The organism is Sphingomonas sp. (assembly GCF_041661825.1).
In the GTDB taxonomy this organism is placed as follows: domain Bacteria; phylum Pseudomonadota; class Alphaproteobacteria; order Sphingomonadales; family Sphingomonadaceae; genus Sphingomonas.
Window position 1 is genome coordinate 227,023 of sequence record NZ_JBAZTU010000004.1, and the last position, 17,955, is coordinate 244,977.

The following is a 17,955-nucleotide window of genomic DNA, read 5'->3' on the forward strand; positions in this document are numbered from 1 at the left end:
ATTCCTAGCGCACGTCCGCGACGGACGCCGCGGGCACCACCTCAACCGGCAGTCCGAGGCTGTCAAGCTGAGGTCGAACCGTCTTCGCATCGCCCACCACGACCCAGATCAGCTTCGACGGATCGATTACCGCGCGTGCCGCAGCGTCAAGCTGGGCGACCTTCAGCCCGCGATAGACCTGGGGAAGTTTCGCATAATAATCGTCGGGCCGTTTGTAGAGGCTGTTCGACTGCATGCCGGACAGCACGGCGCCCGCCGTTTCGAAGTTTCCGGGCAGCGAGCGAATCGTGCCGGTGATCGTCCGGTCGAATTCGAGCGGGGTGATGCCCTTGGTCGTCAGGAAGTCCTGGACGTCGGTACGCACCGCCGCGATCGACGCGCCGGTCCTGTCGGCCTGGACGGGTGCCTGGATGACATAGGGCGCGGCGAACTCGGCGCGCTGGAAGCCGCCGCCGGCGCCATAGGACCAATGCTTGTCCTCGCGCAGATCCATGTTGATCCGCGAGAGGAAGCCGCCGCCGAGCGTGTCGTTGGCGGCGAGCAAAGGCACGAAATCGTCGGTGCCCTTCAGGTTGGTCGGGGTCGCGGCATAGATCAGCGACTGGGGCGAATCGGGCCGGTCGATCAGCACGATCTTCGGTGCCGACGGGGTCGAGGGCGCCGAAAAGTCCTTCACGCCTGCCGCACCCGTCGGGGTCCAGTCGCCGAACTCGGCGTCGAGCGCTGCCTTCACTTCAGCGAGCGGCCGATCGCTGACCACGAAGATCCGCGCCTTGTCGGGCCGGATCCAGGCGTGCTGGAATGCGATCAGATCGTCGCGGGTCAGCGCCGCCACGGCCTTGGGATCGCCGCTGCCGAACGACTTGGCATAGGGCGAGGCCGCGCCATAGACGAGCCGCGGCATCACGCGCGAGGCGAGGCCGCCCGGGCTGGTCAGCTCGGCCTGGATCTGGGCGAGCTGCTGGTTCTTGACCCGGTCGACCTCGGCCGGCGCGAAGGCCGGGTTGCGGACGATATCGGCGAACAGGTCGAGCGCCGGCACCAGGTTCGGGCTGGGCGCCGACAGGGTCAGACTGGTGCGGTCGGAGCTTGCGCCCGATCCGATCGCCGCGCCGAGCCGCTCCTTCGCTTCGGCGATCTGGATCGAATCGAGCGTGGTCGTGCCTTCGTCCATCATGCCGAGCGTGAGCTGCTGGGTGCCGAGCCTGGTCGCCGGATCCGCCGCCACGCCGGCGTCGAAGCTGATCACTGCCTGGGTGATCGGCACCGCGCCGCGCTGCGCATAGATCAGCTCGATGCCGTTCTTCAGGCTGGTGTGCACCGCCGGCGGGAAATCGATGTCGGAGATGTTGGCCACCCCCGGCATCTCGCCGCGCGTGCCCTTGACCGGCGTATCGGTCGCCGGCTTGGGCTCGACCGCCGCCGCTTCGGTATAGGCCGCGCGCGCGCCGGGCTCGACGGTGAGCGCATAGACCGGACGGGTCAGCCATTTGCTGGTCGCCGCCTTGACGGTCGCGGGCGTCGCGCCCGCCATGGTCGCCAGCCGCTTCTTGTAGAAGGCCGGATCGTTCGAATAGAGCGCGCCCTCGGCCAGGGTCGCGGCCTTGCCGTTGCCCCCGCCGACCGATTCCAGGCCCTGGATCGTGCTGGTCACGCTGCCGGTAGCGACTCGTTGCACTTCGTCGGCGGTCGGGCCCTTGGCGAGCAGATCGGCCATCACCTCGTCGAGGCGCTTGGCGACCAGCGCCGGATCGACGCCCTGCTTCACATCGGCATAGACCTCGAACAGGCCGATCTGCGCGAAGGTCTGGTTGCTTGCCGAAACGCGGACCGCGATCTTCTCCTTGCGCACCAGCGCATTGTCGAGCCGCGAGCTGGACAGGCCGCCGAGCACACCGGCGGTCACATCGAGCAGGACCGAATCCTTGTCGTTGACGCCGGGCACCGCCCACATACGATAGATACGGGTGGTCGAGACCCGATCCTTCATCACCTCCGCTTTCGCGGCGGCAAGGTCCGGGACATTGGCCTCCGGCACCACGCTCACCGGGCCGCGCTTGATCGCGCCGAAATATTTCTCGACCAGCGGCTTCGCCGTGGCGAGGTCGATGTCGCCGGCGAGCGACAGGATCGCGTTGTTGGGCGCATAATGATCGTGGAACCAGTCCTTCACCGTGGCGAGGCTGGCGGCGTCGAGATCGGCCATCGAGCCGATCGTCGAGTGGCGATAAGGATGGCCTTCGGGGAAGAGCGCATCGAGCTGGCTGTATTCGACCAGGCCGAAGGGCTGGTTGTCGCCCTGGCGCTTCTCGTTCTGGACGACGCCGCGCTGCTCGTCGAGCACGCCCTGAGTCACTGCGCCGGTGAGATAGCCCATGCGATCGCTCTCGAGGAACAGTGCGCGGTCGAGCGCGGGCGTCGGCACCGTCTCGTAATAATTGGTGCGGTCGAACCAGGTGGTGCCGTTCAGGTCGGTCGCCCCGACTTCCTTCATCGGCCCGAAATAGTCGCCTGGCGCATTCTCGCTGCCGTTGAACATCAGATGCTCGAACAGATGCGCGAAACCGGTTTTGCCCGCGGGTTCGAACTTGGAGCCGACATTGTACCAGACGGAGACTGCGACGATCGGCGCCTTGCGGTCGGTATGGACCAGCACGCGCAGACCATTGGCGAGGGTGAATTCCTGATAGGGAATGTCGACGCTCTTCGCGAGGACGGAGACCGGAGCCGGCTTGGCAGCAGCCGGCCTGGTCGCCGCCTGGGGCGGCGCCGCCACGACTGGAGTCGCGAGCGCGCCGAGCGCCACGCCCGCAAGCGCGAACATCTTGATGGTCATGGAAGATATGTCCTCGAATATGAAACTATATTGCGCAGGTATAGCGCAGCGTTTGCGCCGCGCAAATCGGTCGATCAAGGGTGATAGACACGTTCGACATGGCCCTTGAGCTGGGCGGGATCGAACCACACAGGCTTCATCTGATGCCGCACGAACAGGGGTGCCTGATCGGCATAATGCGGCGACTCGGGCCGAGTCGTCGCGGCGCCGAAGGGCTGGATCGATTGCGAGCTGACCCGGCCCTGCCGGTCCCAGGCGATGAACATGATGAAGCTGTCACCGTGCCGCACCGCGAGCCGGCCATCGGGCGCCTCGTCCCACAGCGCCGCCGCGCGGAGCACGTCGGGGCCGCCATCCATCGGCAGGTCGACCTTGCCCTGCCGCACGCGCAGCACTGTGCCGAGCGGCGGATCGAGCCGGCCGAAATGCTTCGTCAGATAAGCGGCGGCAGTGGCGAGTTCCTCGCGTGGATCGGCCTCGGGCCGGCGCTGATAATGCCATTTGTTGCCGGCGCGGAGGAGCAGCGCGGCGATCGCGTCGGCCGGGCCCTTGCCGTCATAATTCCAGTCCCATTTCGCGAGCAGCGCCTTGGCGTCGATCAGCGACTTGTCCCCCTTCGGATCGACCGCGACGATATCGGCGAACCATTTCGCTGCCCAGCTCACCCGGCTGACGCCGGTGTCGAACTTGATGCGATGAAGGTCCTCGTCACTGATCGACGGATCGGCGCCCATCAGTTCGAGCGCCCGGGTCGCGCGGTTGGTCGTGTCGGTCTCGATGCCGAGCAGCGGGGAATAGTCCGCCGGGTTCATTTCCGAGCCCGTCCCGGCCGCCTGGAAGGGCGTGTTGTTGGCGTTGATCAGGAAGCCCGAAGCCGGGTTCACGTTACGCGGCACCCGCGCCCAGGGCACCGTGCCCGCCGCCAGATCGCGCGAGGTGTCGCCTGGCAGCACCACGGCATAATCATAGCCCGGCTTCCGGTTGAGGAAGCTCGCATTGTAGAAATAGGCGATGTTCCCTGCCGCATCGCCATAGAGGAAATTGGTCGCCGGCACGCCCTGGATCGCCAGCGCCTTTTGCCATTCGGCGAAGTCGCGGGCCCGATTGAGCCGGTAATATTCCTCGACCATCTTCAACTGGTCGGCCCCGCCATAACGCAGCGCGAAGGCGCCCTTGGCATTCTCGACCACCGGCCCCTGCACTGCGCGCAGCACCGTCTTGGGCACCGGCAGCACGAACGGCCCCCAGAGCTTCACGTGCAGCCATACCCGTGTCTTTTCGAGCGGGCGCCATTTGCCGTCGAAGCGATAGGCGTCGCCCGCCGGGTTGAGCACGAGTTTGTACACGTCGATCAGATCGGGCCGGTTGACTGTGTTGGTCCAACCCAGCGTGCGATTATGACCGAGCAGCGGATAGGGTGCGCCGGGGAAGGTCGCGCCGGCGAAGTTCCAGCCGGTCTGCGAATGGACCACCAGCTCATACCAGGCGACGCCGCCGCGCCAGGGCTGGTGCGAGTTGGAGACGAGCCTCGTAAAGCCATCCGCCGACCGCTTCGGCGCGACGACAAAGGCGTTGGAGCCATTCTCATTGCCGTTCGGGCCGAGCGGCGTGATGTCGGGCGCGTCCGGCACCGAGCCCGCATTCTCCTTCGGCAGCGGCGTATCGCCAGCGAGCGCGCCGAGCACTGAATCCAGCCCGAAAAAGAAAGGCGAACGCAGCACGAAGCCAGTCGCGACATCCCGGCCGTCGACCGGGAAGAGCTTCGACAGCCGCACTTCGCCCGGGTGCTTCTCGGCATAACGGTTCAGCCCGGAGGCATAGCCGTCGAGCAACGCGCGCACATCGGCGGGCTGCTTCATGTAATCGCGCGCCACCGTCTCGCGCGCGCCGAGCAGGTGCAGCACATAGTCGGTCTTCGCGCCGTCCCCGCCAGTCATCGCGCCGAGCCGCCCGCGCGTCATCGCAAGCACTTCCTGCAGGGTCGAGAAATCGTCCTCGGCATGGGCATAGGCGATGCCGTACGCGACGTCGGGATCGGTCTTGCCGAAGATATGCGGCACGCCGAACGTGTCGCGCGCGATCTTCACGTCATACACGCGCGCCGGCGGAGCGGCGGGCGCAACGGCGGTCAGCGGCTCCCACACCGCCAGGCCAATGGCGACAACGATCAGAAGAACAGCAAGTCCAGCCGCTGCCCGTAAGAATATCCGCCGCATCCACCCTCATCCACTCTATTTTGCGGGTGGTGTAGCGGCGTGCGGCGGCAGGGGCGAGCACGATTGCCGCCGCCCCCGCACGAACGCAGGAGCGGCGACCGCGCGACGATCAGAAAGCGGTCTTCACCGTGACGAAGAACTGCTGCGGTGCGCCCGCGAGCAGCGTCTGGTTGTCGCCGCTGTTGCCGAAGCCGTTCGACCCGATGGTCGAGACGTACTTCTTGTCGAACAAATTGGTCGCGTTGAGCTGCACCTCGACCTTGCGCTCGTCGGGCAGCGAGAAGCGGACGCCGAGGCTTGCATCGAACAGCAATTGCCCCGGCACCGACTGGTCGTTGGTATAGGTAAAGTAGCGTTTGCTCATGTAGTTCGCGCCGATGCGGCCGAAGAACATGCCCTTGTCATAGGTGATCTCGCCCTTGGCGAGATGCTTTGGGCTGTCGACAGTGGTCTTGCCGGCCGTTGCGATGGCGGGACGCGGTATCGGCGGCGTGGTGCTGATGTCAGGTGCCTGGGGCACGTCGTCGCGATAGGTCGAGTCGTTATAGCTGTACGAAGCGAACACCCCGAAACCATGACCGATGCGCGCCTCGACCGCGGCCTCGATGCCGTAGGAACGGACCGAGCCGACGTTCGACAGGGTCGCGAGGTTGCCGATGATACCTGCGCCGACCGTGGTCGCGATGATGCGGTTGCTGAAATCGACATAATAGGCAGCGAGCAGCGCATTGAAGCCGCCGTTGCGATAGCGGCCGCCAATCTCGAAGGTGTTCGATTCCTCGGGCTTGAGCTTGTTCGTCGTCAACAGCGCGTTGAACCCGGCCTGGGTGGTCGCGAACGGCCCGCTGGTGGCGGACGATACGAAAGCGCGCTTCGCCTGGGTGAAATCCCCGAACAGCTCGGCCGTTTCGCTAAGCTTGTAGTTGAGGCCGGCATGCGGCTGGAACCAGTCGGTCGTCTTGATCTTGCCGGCGGCAAGGCCGCCACCCACGATCGGGGTCGCGCCGTTGCGGACGTCGAAGCCCTTCCAGCCGAAATCCAGGGTCAGGGCACCGAGCGCGATCTTGTCCTGCACATAATATTGCAGCGTCTCGGTATCGTAATTGAGATCCCATTGCGTTGCGAACGGGTTGATCATGAATTCGAGCGAATTGCGCGTCGAGACAGTGCGGCTGCCAAGCCCGTAGAAGCGCCGCGCCTGACGGAAATCATTCTTTTCGTACCAGCCGCCGATGGTGATGTCGTTGAAGGCGAGCTTGCCGCCGATCGAACCGAACACGCCCTTGCGACGGATGTCATATTCCGTCGTGCGCACCGAGAGCGGCGCGCCGCCCGGCGTGGCTTGGTACGGCGTGTACCAGATGCCCTGGCCGTGGTTGGAATGATAATAGGCCTTGAGCATGCCATGAACCGGTGCGTCCTTCGCCGTCTCGACACCGAACGAAGCGAGATAATCGACACGCAAGCCCGCGGCATCGAAATAGACGTCGTCGGCGGTAGTGTACGGCGCAGGATAAGGGATCGGCGCGAGCGGATGAGCGCCGTTATAGGCCAGGGTGTCGGCGATCACGACGGCGAGCGGATAGTTGTTCGAGATATTGTCGTTGCGCAGGCCGAGGCGGCGGATCATGTCGAGCGACAGATCCTGATAGTCGTTCTCACGTCGGTCCGAGAAATCGAACGTGCCGACCAGGCGGAAATCCGCGATCGGCGCGACGAACTTCGCGTTGATCTGATGCTGGCGCTGCGAGCCGAAGCCCTTCCATTTGTCGGTGTCGAGGAAGCCGTAGGAGACATAGGCGCTCGGCCCGTTATCGCCGAGCACGCCGGTGTCGAGCCGGCCGAACGCGCGCACCGTGTTCTCGCTGCCGAAGGTGCCGTTCAAGGTCATGCCGAAAACGGATTTCGGATCGCTCGATACGAACTCGATCGTGCCGCCGAGATTGTTGGTCGCCTGAGTCCCGATCGAACCGGCACCCTGAGACACGGTGGTCTGCGCGATATTCTCCGACGAGATCGCGCGGCTGATGTGCAGGCCGTTGGTGTTGCCATAGCTGCCGTCGCCGAGCGGGATGCCGTCGAGGGTGAAGCCGATCTGGTTCTGGTTGAAGCTGCGGATCGAGACGCGTTCCGACCATTCATAGGCGCCGAAGGCATCGGCTGCCTGGAAGTTGACGCTGGGCAGCTTCTCGATCGCCTTCAAGGGGCTGGTGCCGGCCGGCAGCCGCTCGATATCGACCTGGCTGATGCGCTGGACCTGGCGCGTCTCGCCGCGCCCGACCACGATGATGTCAGCGGTGGGGGCTTCGTCGGCCGCCGGAGCGTCCGCGGGATCGGCCGTCGTCGCGTCGGTCGCGGCGGCGGGCTTGTCTTCGATGACCGCAGCGTTCGCGGCGAAGGGCGAGCACAGGGCGGTGCCAGCCAGCAGCCAGGCGTGAAGATGGCGCATGTCGATTGTCCCCTTGGGCGTGAATGGGTGTTCGTTTCTGGGCGACCCACTCCCGGCGCCCCCGAGCCGCCTAGGCGTTGTGCGTTGCACAATTATGGGAAGAACAAGTCGTTTGCGTGTGACTGGTGGGACAGGTTCGTGACGCCTATCTATCTGTCGACAGCGAGGGTGAAAAAGTCCGGCCAGCAAGGCTTGTGTTGCATATATACAACACCATATCGCGACTGGACCTGGAGGGACATCAATGAACCTGGAAAAATTCACCGACCGCGCAAAGGGCTTTCTGCAATCGGCGCAGACTGTCGCGATCCGGATGAGCCATCAACGCATTTCGCCCGAGCACATTTTGAAGGCGCTGCTCGAGGACGAGCAGGGCATGGCCGCGGGCCTGATCACCGCAGCGGGCGGCGACGCGAAGCGCGCGGTGACGGAAACCGACGCTGCACTGGCGAAGGTTCCCGCCGTTTCCGGCGGCGGCGCGCAGCAGACGCCCGGCCTCGACAATGATGCGGTGCGCGTGCTCGACCAGGCCGAGCAGATCGCGACCAAGGCCGGCGACAGCTTCGTCACGGTCGAGCGGCTGCTGCTCGCGCTCGCGCTTTCGACCACCACGACCGCCGGCAAGGCACTCGCTACGGCCGGGGTGACGGCGGACGGGCTCAACGCCGCGATCAACAAGGTCCGCGCCGGCCGCACCGCCGACAGCGCGGGTGCCGAGGACCGGTTCGACGCGCTCAACAAATTCGCCCGCGACCTGACCCAGGCAGCGCGCGACGGCAAGCTCGATCCCGTCATCGGCCGCGACGAGGAGATCCGCCGCACCATCCAGATCCTCGCCCGGCGCACCAAGAACAACCCGGTGCTGATCGGCGAGCCCGGCGTCGGCAAGACGGCGATCGCCGAGGGCCTCGCCTTGCGCATCGCCAATGGCGACGTGCCCGATACCTTGAAAGACCGGAAGCTGATGTCGCTCGACATCGGCAGCATGATCGCGGGCGCGAAGTATCGCGGCGAATTCGAGGAGCGCCTCAAGGGCGTGCTCGACGAAGTGCGCGCCGGCGAGGGCGACATCATCCTGTTCATCGACGAGATGCACACGCTGATCGGGGCCGGCAAGACCGATGGCGCGATGGACGCGTCCAACATGATCAAGCCTGCGCTCGCACGTGGCGAGCTGCACTGCGTCGGCGCGACCACGCTCGACGAGTATCGCAAATATGTCGAGAAGGACGCAGCGCTGCAGCGGCGCTTCCAGCCCGTGTTCGTCGGCGAGCCGACGGTCGAGGACACTATCTCGATTCTGCGCGGGCTGAAGGAGAAATACGAGCTGCATCACGGCGTGCGCATCACTGACGCCGCGATCGTCGCTGCCTCTACCCTTTCAAACCGATACATCACTGACCGTTTCCTGCCCGACAAAGCGATCGACCTGATGGACGAAGCGGCTAGCCGAATCCGCATGGAGGTTGAATCGAAGCCTGAGGAGATCGAGACGCTCGACCGGCGGATCATCCAGCTCAAGATCGAGCGTGAAGCGCTGAAGAAGGAGACCGACGCGGCCTCACGCGACCGGTTGGCCAATCTGGAGGGCGAACTCGCCAATCTCGAGCAGCAATCGGCCGAGCTTACCACGCGCTGGCAGGGCGAGAAGGACAAGATCAACGCCGAGGCGAAGCTGAAGGAACAGCTCGATGCGGCGCGGCTCGAACTCGAGCAGGCGCAGCGTGCGGGCGACCTCGCGAAAGCCGGCGAGCTATCCTACGGCACGATCCCGCAACTGACCCGGCAGCTCGACGAAGCGCAGGCGACGACCAAGGGCGCGATGCTGCGCGAGGAAGTGACTGCCGACGATATCGCCGCGGTGGTCAGCCGCTGGACCGGCATCCCGGTCGACCGGATGCTGGAGGGCGAGCGCGCCAAGCTGCTCGGCATGGAAGAGGCGCTGGGCAAGCGCGTGATCGGCCAGGCCCAGGCAGTCCGTGCCGTCTCGACCGCGGTGCGCCGCGCCCGTGCCGGACTGCAGGAACCCAATCGCCCGCTCGGCTCCTTCCTGTTTCTCGGCCCGACCGGCGTCGGCAAGACCGAGCTGACCAAGGCGCTTGCCGAATTCCTGTTCGACGATCCATCGGCAATGGTCCGCATCGACATGAGCGAGTTCATGGAGAAGCACGCGGTCGCCCGGCTGATCGGCGCGCCTCCCGGCTATGTCGGCTATGAGGAAGGCGGCGTGCTGACCGAGGCAGTGCGGCGGCGGCCTTATCAGGTCGTGCTGTTCGACGAAGTCGAGAAAGCGCATGGCGACGTGTTCAACATACTGCTCCAGGTGCTCGACGACGGGCGGCTGACCGACGGGCAGGGCCGCACGGTCGACTTCTCCAACACGCTGATCATCCTGACCTCGAACCTGGGCAGCCAGTATCTGTCGAGCCTGGGCGACGGCGAGGACGTGTCCTCAGTCGAGCCGCAGGTGATGGAGATCGTGCGCGGGCATTTCCGCCCCGAATTCCTCAACCGGCTCGACGAGATCATCCTGTTCCACCGGCTCGGGCAAAGCGAGATGGCGCCGATCGTCGATATCCAGGTCTCGCGGGTGCAGAAGCTGCTGGCCGATCGCAAGGTGGTGCTGGAGCTGACCGACGGCGCGCGGGCTTGGCTGGGGCGGGTCGGCTATGATCCGGTCTATGGTGCGCGACCGCTCAAGCGTGCGGTGCAGCGCTATCTGCAGGACCCGCTGGCCGACCTGATCCTGCGCGGGGACGTGAAGGACGGATCGACGGTGAAGGTCACTGACGGCGACGGGAAGCTGGAGCTCGCCGTCTCCTGACCGGCCCAGCCCTGCCGGGCGGTTCCCACTTCGCAAGACAAAGAAAAGGGGCGGTCTCTTGCGAGACCGCCCCAATTCTTTTGGTCTTGAAGGTCAGGTTTAGAAGTCGACCTTCGCACCGACGCGGAAGTAGCGGCCCAGAATGTTGCCGCCGGCCCATGCCGGGTTGTACTGGCCAACGCTGTAGCCACCGCTCGGATCGAACGTGGGCTTGATGTCGAGGAAGTTCAGGATGTTCGCATAGATCGTGAACTTGTCGCTGATCTTCTGGCTGACATACAGGTCGGCGTTCCACTGGGCGCCGGCCTTGCAGAGCACGGGCGTCACGTTGTCGCGGTACGTGACGACCGAGCCACCGATGCTGCCGGCGCAGTCACCCTCGACGCCGCCGTAATCGATCGACGCCAGGTCATAGCCGCTGGTGTAGTAAGCGGTGACCGACAGGGTCGTGTCGTGATACTGCAGCGTGTTCTGCCAGCTGCCGCGCCACTTCGGAGCACCCGAGCAGGACGTGACGTCGCACGGCGAGAGCGTGCCCTCATAGCTTTCCACACGGCCCGGGAACACACGATCGAAGTTGAGCAGGAGAGTCGCTTCGAAGTTGCTGGTCAGCTTGAGATCGTTGGTGATCGGCAGCTTCACATTGGCAGCGAAATCGATGCCCGAGACCTTCTCGGAGTCGGTGTTCTCGAACGATGCCTCGATGAAGCCGATGTGCGGCAGCGCGTTCGGGAAGGCGAGATCGGGCTGGCCCGGACGGACCACGATGCCCGGAACGTTCACGACGCCGTTGTTGGAGTAATACTGATTGAATACGTCATCGACGTCATAGGTCGCGTTGGCGATCAGGTCCTTGATCGTGATGTTGAAGTAATCGATCGTGAAGCTGACGTTCCGGATCGGCTCGAAGATGCCGCCGACGGTCCAGTTGGTCGACTTCTCCGAATCGAGCGAGGCGTTGCCGATCGTCGTCTGGCCAAGCGCGAACTGCTGGGTCGCGTAGAGGTTGCCGCCGTGAGCCGCAACGAACCCTGCATAATACGGGGCCGCCGTGGAGAGCTGGCGAGTTACGTAACCGGTGGTCGGCAGACCAAAGGCTTCATTGAAGCTCGGGATGCGGAAGCCCTTCGAATAGGTACCGCGGATCGCGAACTGCTTGATCGGCGTGAACTTGGCGCCGATCTTCGGCGAGAAGTTGCTCTGGCCCGACGAATAATCGTCATAGCGGCCCGAGCCGTTGATCTCGAGCTGCTCGATGATCGGCGCGTTGATTTCGAAGAAAGCCGACTTCACGTTGCGGCTGCCGATCGCGCCCACGGCGTTGAGCACATAATAGCGCGACGCCGGGTTGGTCTCGTTGGCAGGGTTGCCGCTCGGGTTGTTGATCGACTCATGACGGTAAGCGACGCCGACCGCCGTCTGCAGCGGGCCGCCCGGCAGCTCGAACAGAGCCTTGGAGAGGTTCGCCGACACCTGCCAGAGATCCGAGGTCGAACGGATCGTCTGCGTCGGGGCGATATAGTCGCGCATTGCCTGCGAGTTCGACGCGGGATCCCGGAAATTCCAGGTGCCCTTCGCGATCACGTCCTGGATGCGGCCCGGGATCAGCACGTTGCGGTTGGTGATGTCGAGCTGGACGTTCGACACGGTCGCATCGGCCGCATAGTTCCAGTCGTCACCGAACGAACCCGAGATGCCCATCGCACCGCGCAGGCTGCGCGACTTCGACTCGAGTTCACGCGGACGATCATAGCTCACCAGGATCTGCGCGCGCTGGCCAGCTGCCGCGAACGGGTTGTTCGGGTTGAGCGTGCCGTTGGCCGCGGTGCAGCCCGTGTTGAGCATGGTGTTCGAGCCAACGCCACCGGCGCAGACATAGACCGGCAGGAACACCGAGGTATAGGCGAACTGGGTCGGCGGCGGCGTGGTGCCGGCAAAGTTGACCGGCGCGGTCTGCGTGCTGGTCGAGACTTGGTAGTAGTTCGCCGCAGCGTAGAACTGCGCATTATCGCCGACGTTCGCGGTCAGGCGGAACGCGCCACCCAGACGCTCCTGCTCCGGCAGTACGGTCGCATACATATTGCGATTGTCGCGTGCGCAGACATTGCCCGCAGTGCCCGACAGCAGCGGGTTGTTCACCGAAACCGGGGTGAGCTCGCGGCAGCCGGCGGCAGTGTTCAGGATGTTGAACAGACCGAGGGCGCCACCGGCGTCAGTGACCGGGCGCACGGTTGCGACCTGGTTCGCGAACAGGCCGTTGAACGCACCGTTCGGGAAACCGGGCGAAGGCGCCATGATCGAGTTCTGGATGCCGTTCAGGCGGCAGACCGTCTGGCCTGGCGCAATGTAGTTCGCGGCGCCGACGACGCCACGACCGACGCTCGGGGCGCACATGCTGCTGAGGTCGGCAGTATTGAACGGGAAATCGCGGTCACGCGCGTACAGTGCGTCGGAACGCTGATATTCGCCGTTGACGTAGAAGTTGAAGCCCTGCTCGGCGAGATCGCCATAGCCCCAGGTGGCGTCGATGCGCTGCTCGCCCGCGTCGCCGCGATCCGAGATGCCGGCCGAGCCGTTGAGGTGGAGGCCGGTGACCTGCTTCTTGGTGATGACGTTGACCACGCCCGCGATGGCGTCTGCGCCATAGGTCGACGATGCGCCGTCCTTCAGGACTTCGATGCGCTCGATGATCGCGTTCGGGATGGTGTTCAGATCGACGAAGTTGCGGTGACCGTCATCGGCCAGCGGATACGGCGCCATGCGCATGCCGTCGAAGATCGTCAGCGTCGACTGCACGGTCAGGCCGCGCAGCGAGACCGCGTTCGCGCCGGTCGCGAAGTTGTTGCCGTTGTTCCAGCCCTGGGTGATCGCGCCAGCACCGTTGGCCGAAAGGCGCTGAACGGCCTCTGCGACGGTGTTGATGCCGCGCTGCTGCAGCGCTTCCGACGACAGCACGGTCACCGGCGACGGGGTCTCGGTGTCGGTACGGCGGAACAGCGTTCCGGTCACGACGACGTCGTTGCCCTCATCGGCGGCAGCGCTCTGGTCGTCCTGGATAGTCGCAGCCGGTGCCGGGGTTGTGGCTTCCTGCGCGAACGCAGGGCTGGCTGCCAGCACCAGCGCGAATGGCGCGGCGGTGGCGAGCAGACGCGCCTTACGCGCGAAATTGTCTGGATTGATCACGAATTTTTCCCTCGCTTGACCCCTCCGGCCGCTTTGCGCGGTCCGGCAAGGTGATTGCCAAGCCCCCATCGACCGCACGCAATACGGCCCCCAGAGACATGACGGTGTGATGGGGCAAGCCGTCAGTTTCTGTAAAGGTGCCATTCATCTTCGCTGCACCGCTTTCGCCTTATCTGTATCCAAAAAGACACAGAAACGACGCGTTTCGGCAGCAAATAGCCGGTATCGCGCGATACCGTGCTGCGCCTGCGAAGGCCTTGATTGCTATTGAGTAACCGGCATCGGGCCAGCGACGAGCAGCGGGTCGATACGGGAATCGCGCCACTTCATGCCCCAATGGAGATGCGGCCCGGATGCGCGGCCCGTCATCCCGACCAGCCCGACGGGCTGTCCGCGCCGCACCCGCTCGCCGACCCGCACGGTGATCTTCGACAGATGGAGGAAGGCCGTGTTCAGGCCCATGCCGTGGTCGATCATCAGCAGATTGCCCTCCAGCGTGAAGGGATGATCGGCCGCGAGGATGACCACGCCGTCGGCCGGTGCAAGCACGGTCGTGCCGGTCGGGCGGGCGATGTCGAGGCCGGAATGATAGCTGCCCGCCTCGCCATTCTTGTAGATGCGCTGCGAGCCGAACAGGGTCGAGATGCGGCCGAGCACCGGCCACATGAACGGCTCCCGCCAGCCGCTCGCGTCCGTCACGATGCGGCGTGCGGCATTGATCTGGGCCAGCTCCGCCGGACGCAGCTTCTCGAATTCAGGCTGGGGCACCGGATATTTGGGGACGGTATCGAGCTTCGAGATGTCCCAGGCGCGCGGCGCGACGGTGAGCGTGTCGCGCACCTCGCGTCCGTCGCCCAGGGTCGCGATCAGCGTCGCGGTCGGCTTCGCATCGCGGTCGAACGCGATCAGGAAACGGCCGTCGGGCGCGACCGGGATCGCCGCGCCGTCGAAGGAGAGCATGCTGGTGCCCGCCGGCGCGATGCCGATCACCAGGCCGCCCTGGATCATGCTGCCCGAATAGCTGAAGCTCACCCGTACCGGCGCGCGCTGCGGCTGGGCGGTCGGCGGCGCCACATGCTGGCTGGGCGGGACCCGCTGGACCGTCTGCCGCGAGACCGACGGGGTGGTGCAGCTTCCGGCGATCATCAGCGCGGTGACCCCCACCGCCCAGCGCCGAAGTCGCTTCATTGCGGCGCCATCGCCTGCATCGCGAATTGCGGCGTGGCATAGGGCTCCTGCCGCGCGACGCTCCAGTAGCGCAGATCCTCAAGCGCGATCCGCTCGCCGGAGATCGCGCAGACGACATGGTCGCCCGTCGCGAGCACGCGGAAACCATTGGCCATATAATGAAGCCGCGCCGGGCGATCGCTGTTCGACATCAACATCGTATTTCTGCTCACAAGAGGCTCGGCTGTTCCGGGCTGGTCTTGTCATATGCCTTGCCGCCCGCGCGCTCAACCCGCGCGTCGACGGGACCGTCCCGGAAGTGGAGCGTGATGGCGCCGGCGGTGCGCGCGGCGGCGCTGGTGGTGACGACGGCACCCGAGGGCCGCGCCGAGACGCGGACATAGCCGCGCTCGAGCAATTTGTCGGGATTGAGCGATTCGGCAAGCCGCCAGGTCCGGTCGAGCCGGGTCCGCGCATCCTCCAGCCGCCGTTCCAGCACCGACAGGCGGAGCGCCCCTGCGGATCGATCGAGCACGCCGCGCGCCAGGGTCACGCGCCGCTCCAGCCCGCGATCGAGCCTCGCGCCCAGATCGTCGGCACGCTGGCGCTGCGGGCCGAGCAGCGCATCGCGCTTCGGGATCACCCGGACCAGTGCCTCGAGCCGTTCGCGGCCGCGCTCGTGATAGCGCCGCGCGCACCGCTCGGTCCGCTGGCCCATCGCCTCCAGCGTCAGGCGCAGATCGGCGAGCACCGGCACCGCCATCTCCGCCGCGGCGGTCGGCGTCGGCGCGCGCAGGTCGGCAGCGAAATCGGCAAGCGTCGTGTCGGTCTCGTGCCCGACGGCGGAGATGATCGGGATCGAGCAGGCGGCGATGGCGCGGACCACCACTTCCTCGTTGAACGCCCAGAGATCCTCGATCGAGCCGCCGCCGCGCGCGACGATGATCAGGTCGGGCCGCGGCACCGGGCCGCCCGGCTGGATCGCGTCGAACCCGCGCAATGCGGCGGCGACCTCGGCCGCGGCGCCGTCGCCCTGCACCTTGACCGGCCAGACCAGGACATGAGTCGGGCAGCGATCCTCCAGCCGGTGCAGGATGTCGCGGATCACGGCGCCGGTCGGCGAGGTGATCACGCCAATCACTTGGGGCAGATAAGGCAGGACCTTCTTGCGGCCATTGTCGAACAGCCCCTCGGCGGCGAGCCCGGCCTTGAGCTTCTCGAGCAGCGCCATCAGCGCGCCCTCGCCCGCCAGTTCCATGCGCTCGATCACGATCTGGTATTTGGAGCGGCCGGGATAGGTGGTGACCTTGCCGGTCACGATCACTTCGATCCCGTCCTGCGGCTGGAACGGGATCAGCGCGACCTGGCCCTTCCAGATCACGCCGTCGATCACCGCGCTATCGTCCTTCAGGCTGAGATAGGCATGGCCCGACGCGACGCGCTTGTAGCCGGAAATCTCGCCGCGCAGCCGGACATGGCCGAACTCGCCCTCGACGAGGCGCTTGAGCTTCAGCGCCAGTTCGCCCACGCCGAGCGGCGCGGCGTTGTCCCCCGGCATCTGCTCGGCTACGAGCCGCCCGGTCTTGTCGTCGATATCGTCGTTAAAGGGGTCGGTCATGAATGTCCTGCTGATCGGCTCCGGTGGCCGCGAACATGCGCTCGCGTGGCGCCTTGCGCAATCGCCGCGCCTCGGCAAGCTCTTTGCGGCGCCCGGCAATCCGGGGATCGCCGAGCATGCCGAACTGGCCCCGCTGGACCCTGCGGATCACCGCGCAGTGATCGATTTCTGCCATCGCCATTCGATCGGCCTGGTCGTGATCGGGCCCGAGGCGCCGCTGGTCGACGGGCTGGGCGACAATATCCGGATGATGGGCATTCCGGTGTTCGGACCGAACAAGGCAGCGGCCCAGCTCGAAGGGTCGAAGGGCTTCACCAAGGATCTGTGCGCGCGCGCCGATATCCCGACCGCGGGCTATGCCCGCGTCACCTCGCGCGATGGCGCCCAGGCCGCGCTCGGGGACTTCGGCCTGCCCGTGGTGGTGAAGGCGGACGGGCTCGCCGCGGGCAAGGGCGTGACGGTCGCGATGACGCGCGACGAAGCCGAAGCGGCGCTGGACGATCTGTTCGCGGTGCGCGGCGCCGAGGCAGTGATCGAGGAATTCCTCGACGGGGAGGAAGCCAGCCTGTTCGTGCTCACTGACGGCGAGGCGATCCTGCTTTTCGGCTCGGCTCAGGACCATAAGCGCGTCGGCGACGGCGATACCGGCCCCAATACCGGCGGCATGGGCGCATACAGCCCGGCGCGCGTGCTGACGCCCGACCTCGAGCAGCAGGCGATCGATGAGATCGTCCTGCCTACCGTGGCGGCGATGAAGGCGGCGGGCACGCCCTTTTCGGGCGTCCTGTTCGCGGGCCTGATGCTCACCGCCGACGGCCCCAAGCTGATCGAATATAATGCCCGTTTCGGCGACCCCGAATGCCAGGTGCTGATGACGCGGCTGGAGGACGACCTGCTCGAGGTCATGCTGGATACCGCCGAAGGGCGGCTGGCCGACCGGGCACCTTTACGCTTCTCGCCCGATACCGCGCTGACCGTGGTGATGGCCGCGAAGGGCTATCCCGGCACGCCCGAGACCGGCGGCGCCATCGCCGGGATCGATGCCGCCGAAGCGCTCGGCGCGCGCGTCTTCCAGGCGGGCACGCGCCTGGATGACGGCAAGCTGGTCGCCTCCGGCGGACGTGTTCTGGCGGTCACCGCGACCGGCCCCGATATCGCTTCGGCCCAGGCCGACGCCTATCGCGCGGTCGACGCGATCGACTTTCCCACCGGCTTCAGTCGCCGGGACATCGGCTGGCGCGAGGTCGCCCGAACCCGTTGATTCGGTGGCGCAGAGCGCAAGCGATGAGAAGCACCACCTGTTCCACCTGTTATTTGAGCGAAATTTTTTTCTCACCTGTTATGTTGGATTCCGATCCCGCTTTAATAGCGATGTCTCAGACTGTTACCGCCCAGCCACCTGTTATCGGATAACAGGTCAGGAACAGGTGAATAACAGGTCGATAACAGGTGGCGTGGCCGGCAATTGGTTCGAGCGACTCTCCTGTAATCTTCAAGCTGAGAAAGAGCGGGGCGTGCCTGACAAAGGCGTCGTCCGATTCCACCCTGCCATGATCCGCAGCGACGTTGAATCGACGCGCCGCACAATCCTCTCGTCTGACTTGGCCCTCTCGTCTGACTTGGCCCTCTCGTCTGACTTGGCAATATTGATATTATGTTATA

At 65.5% G+C, this 17,955-nt stretch carries 9 protein-coding genes; 2 read left to right on the forward strand and 7 right to left on the reverse strand.

Annotation, left to right across the window (positions count from 1 at the left end):
• Window positions 1-4 precede the first annotated feature (4 nt).
• From WC729_RS19670 to WC729_RS19680, 3 genes are all read right to left on the reverse strand, one after another.
• Window positions 5-2,836, reverse strand: a complete 2,832-nt coding sequence (locus tag WC729_RS19670; RefSeq protein ID WP_372855944.1) for a M16 family metallopeptidase — start codon at window positions 2,834-2,836, stop codon at window positions 5-7.
• Window positions 2,837-2,910: 74 nt separating this feature from the next.
• Entirely contained in the window at window positions 2,911-5,052 is a 2,142-nt protein-coding gene (locus WC729_RS19675) for a penicillin acylase family protein (protein ID WP_372855946.1), read from the reverse strand.
• Window positions 5,053-5,161: 109 nt separating this feature from the next.
• Window positions 5,162-7,501, reverse strand: a complete 2,340-nt coding sequence (locus WC729_RS19680; RefSeq protein ID WP_372855948.1) for a TonB-dependent receptor — start codon at window positions 7,499-7,501, stop codon at window positions 5,162-5,164.
• Between the two features lie 244 nt (window positions 7,502-7,745).
• On the opposite strand from WC729_RS19680, the gene clpB reads away from it, so the two are divergent.
• A complete protein-coding gene (clpB, locus tag WC729_RS19685; protein ID WP_372855950.1) occupies window positions 7,746-10,325 on the forward strand; it encodes an ATP-dependent chaperone ClpB in 2,580 nt (859 codons plus the stop codon).
• 99 nt (window positions 10,326-10,424) lie between these two features.
• Here clpB and WC729_RS19690 read toward each other — a convergent pair whose 3' ends face one another.
• The 4 genes from WC729_RS19690 to xseA all read right to left on the reverse strand — a co-directional run bounded on the left by WC729_RS19690 (window position 10,425) and on the right by xseA (window position 16,293).
• On the reverse strand, window positions 10,425-13,508 hold the full coding sequence (locus WC729_RS19690) for a TonB-dependent receptor domain-containing protein (protein WP_372855952.1): 3,084 nt from the start codon (window positions 13,506-13,508) through the stop codon (window positions 10,425-10,427).
• Between the two features lie 264 nt (window positions 13,509-13,772).
• Window positions 13,773-14,696, reverse strand: a complete 924-nt coding sequence (locus tag WC729_RS19695; RefSeq protein ID WP_372855954.1) for a M23 family metallopeptidase — start codon at window positions 14,694-14,696, stop codon at window positions 13,773-13,775.
• Window positions 14,693-14,893, reverse strand: a complete 201-nt coding sequence (locus WC729_RS19700; protein ID WP_372855956.1) for a DUF2093 domain-containing protein — start codon at window positions 14,891-14,893, stop codon at window positions 14,693-14,695. Before WC729_RS19700 ends, WC729_RS19695 begins: the two co-directional genes overlap by 4 nt.
• Before the next feature lie 11 nt (window positions 14,894-14,904).
• Window positions 14,905-16,293 carry an exodeoxyribonuclease VII large subunit gene (gene xseA / locus WC729_RS19705; RefSeq protein ID WP_372855958.1) on the reverse strand — a complete coding sequence of 463 codons (1,389 nt, stop codon included), beginning with the start codon at window positions 16,291-16,293 and terminating at the stop codon, window positions 14,905-14,907.
• On the opposite strand from xseA, the gene purD reads away from it, so the two are divergent.
• Entirely contained in the window at window positions 16,292-17,554 is a 1,263-nt protein-coding gene (gene purD / locus WC729_RS19710; protein WP_372855960.1) for a phosphoribosylamine--glycine ligase, read from the forward strand. The genes xseA and purD overlap by 2 nt on opposite strands.
• Window positions 17,555-17,955: the final 401 nt, after the last annotated feature.

What these genes read in the sequence shown, in the direction of transcription:
- xseA (WP_372855958.1), bottom strand. Translation starts at nt 16,293, where the DNA reads ATGACCGACCCCTTTAACGACGATATCGACGACAAGACCGGGCGGCTC.
- WC729_RS19700 (WP_372855956.1), bottom strand. Translation starts at nt 14,893, where the DNA reads ATGTTGATGTCGAACAGCGATCGCCCGGCGCGGCTTCATTATATGGCC.
- WC729_RS19675 (WP_372855946.1), bottom strand. Translation starts at nt 5,052, where the DNA reads ATGCGGCGGATATTCTTACGGGCAGCGGCTGGACTTGCTGTTCTTCTG.
- WC729_RS19695 (WP_372855954.1), bottom strand. Translation starts at nt 14,696, where the DNA reads ATGAAGCGACTTCGGCGCTGGGCGGTGGGGGTCACCGCGCTGATGATC.
- WC729_RS19680 (WP_372855948.1), bottom strand. Translation starts at nt 7,501, where the DNA reads ATGCGCCATCTTCACGCCTGGCTGCTGGCTGGCACCGCCCTGTGCTCG.
- WC729_RS19670 (WP_372855944.1), bottom strand. Translation starts at nt 2,836, where the DNA reads ATGACCATCAAGATGTTCGCGCTTGCGGGCGTGGCGCTCGGCGCGCTC.
- purD (WP_372855960.1), top strand. Translation starts at nt 16,292, where the DNA reads ATGAATGTCCTGCTGATCGGCTCCGGTGGCCGCGAACATGCGCTCGCG.
- clpB (WP_372855950.1), top strand. Translation starts at nt 7,746, where the DNA reads ATGAACCTGGAAAAATTCACCGACCGCGCAAAGGGCTTTCTGCAATCG.